The 6,350-nt window shown below is 36.3% G+C and carries 5 protein-coding genes; 1 reads left to right on the forward strand and 4 read right to left on the reverse strand.

Going from position 1 to position 6,350, the window contains the following annotated elements:
• Nucleotides 1-157: 157 nt before the first annotated feature.
• Nucleotides 158-1,426, forward strand: coding sequence for a serine hydrolase domain-containing protein (locus tag AACZ41_RS16535; protein WP_339629712.1), 1,269 nt, complete (start codon nucleotides 158-160; stop codon nucleotides 1,424-1,426).
• 93 nt (nucleotides 1,427-1,519) lie between these two features.
• Here the strand turns inward: AACZ41_RS16535 and leuB are convergent, their stop codons facing one another.
• From leuB to leuC, 4 genes are all read right to left on the reverse strand, one after another.
• Nucleotides 1,520-2,575, reverse strand: coding sequence for a 3-isopropylmalate dehydrogenase (gene leuB / locus AACZ41_RS16540; RefSeq protein ID WP_339629713.1), 1,056 nt, complete (start codon nucleotides 2,573-2,575; stop codon nucleotides 1,520-1,522).
• Between the two features lie 56 nt (nucleotides 2,576-2,631).
• Nucleotides 2,632-4,146 (reverse strand): alpha-isopropylmalate synthase regulatory domain-containing protein, encoded by a 1,515-nt coding sequence (locus AACZ41_RS16545; protein WP_339629714.1) that lies wholly within the window; start codon nucleotides 4,144-4,146, stop codon nucleotides 2,632-2,634.
• A gap of 29 nt (nucleotides 4,147-4,175) precedes the next feature.
• Complete coding sequence (leuD, locus tag AACZ41_RS16550; RefSeq protein WP_339629715.1) at nucleotides 4,176-4,772, reverse strand: 3-isopropylmalate dehydratase small subunit; 597 nt, start codon at nucleotides 4,770-4,772, stop codon at nucleotides 4,176-4,178.
• A gap of 101 nt (nucleotides 4,773-4,873) precedes the next feature.
• Entirely contained in the window at nucleotides 4,874-6,286 is a 1,413-nt protein-coding gene (leuC, locus tag AACZ41_RS16555; RefSeq protein ID WP_339629716.1) for a 3-isopropylmalate dehydratase large subunit, read from the reverse strand.
• Nucleotides 6,287-6,350 lie beyond the last annotated feature (64 nt).

Below are 6,350 nucleotides of genomic sequence, written 5' to 3' on the forward strand. Positions count from 1 at the left end.
TCCTTTTTCCTGTTCAAAATTTAGATAAGTTAACTTAAAAATATATTTCATTACTTTTTTAGAATGACTCGGTTTTCGTGTTAAATTTTGTAATTTGGGTATTTCATCGTAATTAAATGCATTTTAACGCGTTATTATAAAACCTAAACCTTCTTTCGTGCAACGTACTAAATTATTCCTAGGAACTATAGTATTGGTTCTTTTACTATTTGTCCTTACAGCTTCGTCATTTAAACCTGAACATTCGAAGGCGATTATTTCAAATTCAAATCCTGTTAAAACTTTAGCAGAGAAAAGGGAAATTAAATTATATGCCATACGTCAAGAAGCCTTGAAATCGGCATTAACTATATATTTTGATAAAGCGATTAAATCAGGTGATATAGTAGGTGCAGGAGTAAGTATAGTTAGTGGTGATTCTGTTATACTTTCAAATGGATTTGGAAAAAGAAGTGTAAAGGGACTTGAAAAGGTAGATGGTGAAACGCTTTTTAGGTTGGGTTCAATATCGAAAGGGTTTACCGGCGTGCTAGCAGCCAATCTTGAAAGTGAAGGTAAAATTCATTGGAATGATAAAGTCGTTGAATTCATTCCAAATTTTAAATTTGGAAATAAAATTAATACAGATAAAGTTGAAATAGCCCATCTTTTATCTCATACTTCTGGTACACCATATCACAGTTTCACCAACTTGGTGGAAGCAGGCTTATCGATGTCTAAAATTGCCGGTCGTTTTGATGAAGTTCAACCAATTGCAGAACCTGGGCTTCAATATAGTTACCAGAATGCCATGTTTTCATTAAGTCAAGAAATTATGTTGAAAGCTACTGGTAAGAATATTCAAACTTTGTTGACTGATAAGTTTTTTAAGCCATTGAATATGCAATCGGTATCTATGGACCACCAAACACTAATTAATTCTGAAAATGTTGCTTTACCACATACTAAAAGTAGTGGTCATTGGAGAGCTTTATCTTTAACCGATAAATACTACAATGCCATTGCAGCAGGAGGTATCAATGCCAGTTCGCTAGATATGGCAAAATGGATGCGTTTTTTACTTGGGCATAATCCAGAGGTAATGTCTAAGGAAGATGTTGAAAAGGTATTTCAGCCATATATTGCTTTAAACGGACACAGTAAATATTACCAAAGATGGCCAGGTCACTTAACATCCGCTTATGGTTTTGGATGGCGTATTCACACATTAAAGGAAAATGAAAAGTCAGCAGAAGAAACTATTTGGCATCATGGTGGTAGTGTAAATAATTATAGAAACGAAATTGCATTATTTCCAGACTCAGATTTAGGAATTTGTGTATTGTTGAACGGTAATTCGAAATTAGCAAGGACTGTTATACCAGATATTCATGCAATTGTTAAAAGTATTTATGAACAAGATATATCAACACAAGGAAGCTTATAATAATTTGTAAGAAATTCAATAACAAGAATCTAACTCATAAAAAAGTCCCTTTAATCATATGATTAAAGGGACTTTTTATTTCAAATGTATTCATTAGATGTTGCTGGCCAACCAATCGCCAACTTCACTAGTTTTATAACTTTTACCACCATCGGCAAGATCTTCGGTAACATACCCTTCTGCTAATGATTTATTGACAACTCTCCTGATTTCCTCAGCCTCTTGTGTCATGTTCATATCTTCAAATAGCATGGCCGCTGAAAGTACGGTAGCTAAAGGATTTGCAATATCCTTACCTGCTGCTTGTGGGTAAGAGCCATGAATTGGCTCATATAATGAAACTTTACTACCTACTGAAGAAGAAGGCATTAAACCCATAGAACCTGCAATAACAGAAGCTTCATCTGTTAAGATATCTCCAAATAAATTTGCCGTAATAATTACATCATACCCTTTTGGCCATTGAATTAATCGCATGGCTACAGCATCGATAAACTCATAGGTAACTTCAACTTCTGGATAATCTTTTTCCATTGCCTGAACTGTCTCTCTCCATAATCTAGAAGATTCTAGAACATTGGCCTTATCTACACAACATAACTTTTTAGAACGCTTCATTGCCATGTCGAAACCTTTTTTGGCTAAACGTTCAATTTCAAAACGTTGGTAAGTCATTGTATCAAATGCCGTATTACCGTTATCTTTTCTACCACGTTCACCAAAATAGATCCCGCCTGTTAATTCTCTTAAAATAATTAAATCGGTACCTTCAATTCTATCTCTTTTTAAAGGAGATTTATCTATGAGAGAAGGGAAAGTAAAGGTTGGACGTACATTGGCGAACAAACCTAATTTTTGTCTCATCTTTAATAATCCTTGCTCAGGACGTACTTTCGCGGAAGGGTCATTGTCAAAGCGCGGGTGTCCAATAGCACCGAAAAGAACGGCATCTGCATTGGCACAAATTTCATGTGTTTCATCAGGATAAGGCTCACCAACAGCATCAATGGCCGCTGCACCCGTAAGCGCAGGTTTCCAATTGATGTCATGGTTGTATTTCTTCGCAATGGCATCACATACCTTTACCGCTTGAGCAATAACTTCTGGACCGATACCATCACCGGCCAATAAGGCAATATTTAATTTCATTCTGTGTATTTGTATGTTGCTTATATCTTGTCATTGCAAGGTATGAAGCAATCTGTTTAAATTATATTCAACATTTTCTCGGTAGCCTTAATGGCACTAACCGTTTGGTCAGAATCTAACCCTCTCGAGGTAAATTCTTTTCCATCCATTTCCCAAGTAATTACTGTTTCACAAAGGGCATCAGAAGTACTTCCTGGTGGTATCCTCACCGCATAATCTGTTAACTTCGGTAACGTTTTATTCTTAGCAATATATACTTTTTTTAATGCATTCATAAAAGCGTCATACTGTCCGTCGCCTTGAGCATGTGCTTCATAAATTTTACCATCTACTTCAACGGATAGGGTAGTAGAGGGCATTAAACCTTTTGCATGGGTCAATACATACGATTTGACAAAAACTCTTTGTTTGTAATCGGCTGTATCTAAAACATCGGATATTATAAAGGGAAGATCATCTTTAGTAACTCGCTCTTTTTTGTCTCCTAATTCAATTATTCTTGCTGTTACCTTTTTTAATTCATCATCGTTCAGTGTCAGTCCAAGTTCTTGTAAGTTTTTCTGAATGTTGGCTTTACCAGACATTTTTCCCAATGCATATTTACGTTTTCTGCCAAAACGTTCTGGCATAAGGTCACTAAAGTACAAGTTCTTTTTACTGTCACCATCGGCGTGTATACCAGCAGTTTGCGTAAATACATTGTCACCAACAATGGGCTTGTTTGCAGGAATTGTAAACCCTGTAAATGCTGAAACTAGTTTACTTACTTTAAATAAAGAGGTTTCGTTTACACTAATTTCTACCTCAGGTAAAAAGTCATTGATTACGGCAACGGCACTTGCCATTGGTGCGTTGCCAGCTCTTTCCCCCATACCGTTTACAGTTAAATGCAGACCATGGCAACCCGCTTTTACAGCTTCCATAATATTAGCGACACCTAAATCATAATCATTATGACCATGAAAATCAAAATGTAAATCGGGAAATTTTTGAACTATCTCTGAAATATAGGCATACGTCTCAGTATATGTTAGAATGCCCAACGTATCTGGTAATAATATTCTTTTTATAGGTTGTGTTGAAAGAAATTCTAAAAATTCAAAAACATACGCTTTTGAATTTCGCATCCCATTACTCCAATCCTCCAAGTAGATATTATTAATAACACCTCTTTTAGCAGCATTTTTAAAAATTTCACTTATTTCTGCAAAGTGTTGTTTAGGAGTTTTCTTTAACTGATGTTCTAAATGGTTTAAAGAACCTTTTGTCAATAGGTTTTGAGAAATGGCACCCGATTTTTGCATCCAATCCAATGAAACACCACCATCTACAAAAGTTAGAACCTCTACTCGTTCTAAATATCCTTTGGTAGCGGCCCATTCGGTGATTTTTTGAACTGCTTCAAGCTCACCATCAGAAACGCGAGCCGATGCAACCTCTATACGGTCTACCTTAAGCTCGTCTAAAAGTAGTTTTGCTAAAGTTAATTTTTCTGATGCAGAAAAGGATACCCCAGAGGTTTGTTCACCATCCCGAAGGGTAGTATCCATTATTTCCAATTTTCTTTTCATTAGTGTTCTTCCGTTAAATGAAAATTGAATTACAGAGGTGTGCTTTCAGCGAAAGTCTCAATATTATTTTTGATGTTCAATAAGTAATCGATATCATCAAAACCATTTAACATGTTGTTTTTCTTGTAATCGTTGATATCAAAAGATTCACTTTCTCCTGTTGGTAATAAAGTAATCTTTTGCTCTTGAAGATTAACCTCTAATTCTGTAGATGGATCAGCCTCAACTGCATCGAATATTTTCTGTAGAAATTCAGCACTTACTTGAACCGGCAATACACCTATATTTAAACAGTTACCTCTAAAGATATCTGCAAAAAAACTAGATACTACACATCTAAATCCGTAATCATATACTGCCCAGGCAGCATGTTCACGAGATGACCCAGAACCAAAGTTCTTTCCACCGACCAATATTTTACCACTGAATTTATCTTGATTCAGAACAAAATCTTCTTTCAAAGTATTGTCTTGGTTGTAACGCCAATCTCTAAAAAGGTTGTCACCAAAACCAACACGTTCAGTTGCCTTTAAAAATCGTGCAGGAATTATTTGGTCTGTATCTACATTCTCTATGGGTAAAGGGACTGCGGTCGATGTTAATATGTTGAATTTATCGTATGCCATTTCTTATAGCTTTTTAGCTTCTGGGTTTTAGCCATTAGCTTTTATTATTATAATTGTTTGTTTTGCAAAAAGTCAAGGGCCAATAGCTGAAGGTGAATTCGTTATACGAGTTCTACCATTAATTCTCTTGGGTCTGTCACTTTACCTGTTACAGCTGCTGCCGCTGCAACTAGCGGACTAGCCAATAAAGTTCGTGAACCAGGACCTTGTCTTCCTTCAAAGTTTCTGTTTGAAGTACTTACGGCTAATTTGCCAGGAGGCACCTTATCATCATTCATAGCTAAACAAGCAGAACAACCAGGCTCACGAAGCTCAAATCCAGCTTCATTTAAAATATCAAGAATACCTTCTTCTTTTATAGCTGCTTCAACTTTATGTGATCCAGGGACAAGCCATGCAGTTACATTATCGGCTTTTTTTCTTCCTTTTACGATTGATGCGAAAGCTCTAAAATCTTCAATTCGTCCGTTGGTACAACTTCCTAAAAAAACAAAATCAATTGATTTCCCCATCATGCTATCACCTTCATTAAAATCCATATACTTCAAAGATTTCTGATAAGTAGTAGCACCACCTTGGACGTCACTGGCCATAGGAATGTCATTGGAAATTCCCATACCCATACCTGGGTTGGTACCATATGTAATCATTGGTTCAATTAATGAACCATCAAAAGTTAATTCCTTATCGAAAATGGCATCTTCATCTGTATAAAGTGTTTCCCAATACGCCATTGCTTTATCCCAATCTGCACCTTTTGGTGTGAATTCGCGACCTTTTATATATTCAAACGTTTTTTCGTCAGGAGCGATCATACCACCACGGGCACCCATTTCTATACTTAGGTTACAAACGGTCATACGACCCTCCATGCTCATATCCTTAAAGATTTCACCAGCATATTCTACAAAGTATCCTGTAGCTCCAGAAGTGGTCAATTGAGAAATAATGAATAAGGCAACATCTTTAGGTGTAACCCCTCTACTCATTTTACCATTGATGTTAATACGCATTCTCTTTGGCTTAGGCTGCATAATACATTGCGTAGCCAATACCATTTCAACTTCAGAAGTACCAATACCAAAAGCAATAGCACCAAAAGCGCCGTGCGTTGAAGTATGTGAATCTCCACATACTATAGTAGCACCTGGTTGGGTAATACCATATTCAGGACCTACAACATGTACAATACCATTTTTTGCATGACCTAATCCCCAGTAAGAAATACCATATTCATTGGCATTTTCTTCAAGCATTCTTAACTGGTTTGCAGATAAAGGATCTGCAACCGGTAAATGTTGATTTATGGTAGGAGTATTATGGTCAGCCGTTGCAAATGTTTTCTCAGGATGCATTACAGGGATACCTCTGTTTTTTAAACCTAAAAAAGCAACGGGACTAGTTACTTCGTGAACCATGTGTCTGTCTATGAACAGTACATCTGGACCATCTTGTATTTTATGTACTACGTGTGAATCCCACACTTTGTCAAATAATGTTTTTGTTGCGCTCATACTCTTTCTAATCTAAGTTTACAAATCTATTAAAAACAAGGGTTTTTTGGAAATTAACACACTT

Origin of the sequence: uncultured Maribacter sp., from assembly GCF_963974015.1 — a bacterium.
Classification (GTDB): Bacteria; Bacteroidota; Bacteroidia; order Flavobacteriales; family Flavobacteriaceae; genus Maribacter.

Coding starts and splice junctions, on each gene's coding strand:
- leuB (WP_339629713.1), bottom strand. CDS start 2,575: ATGAAATTAAATATTGCCTTATTGGCCGGTGATGGTATCGGTCCAGAA.
- AACZ41_RS16545 (WP_339629714.1), bottom strand. CDS start 4,146: ATGAAAAGAAAATTGGAAATAATGGATACTACCCTTCGGGATGGTGAA.
- leuD (WP_339629715.1), bottom strand. CDS start 4,772: ATGGCATACGATAAATTCAACATATTAACATCGACCGCAGTCCCTTTA.
- leuC (WP_339629716.1), bottom strand. CDS start 6,286: ATGAGCGCAACAAAAACATTATTTGACAAAGTGTGGGATTCACACGTA.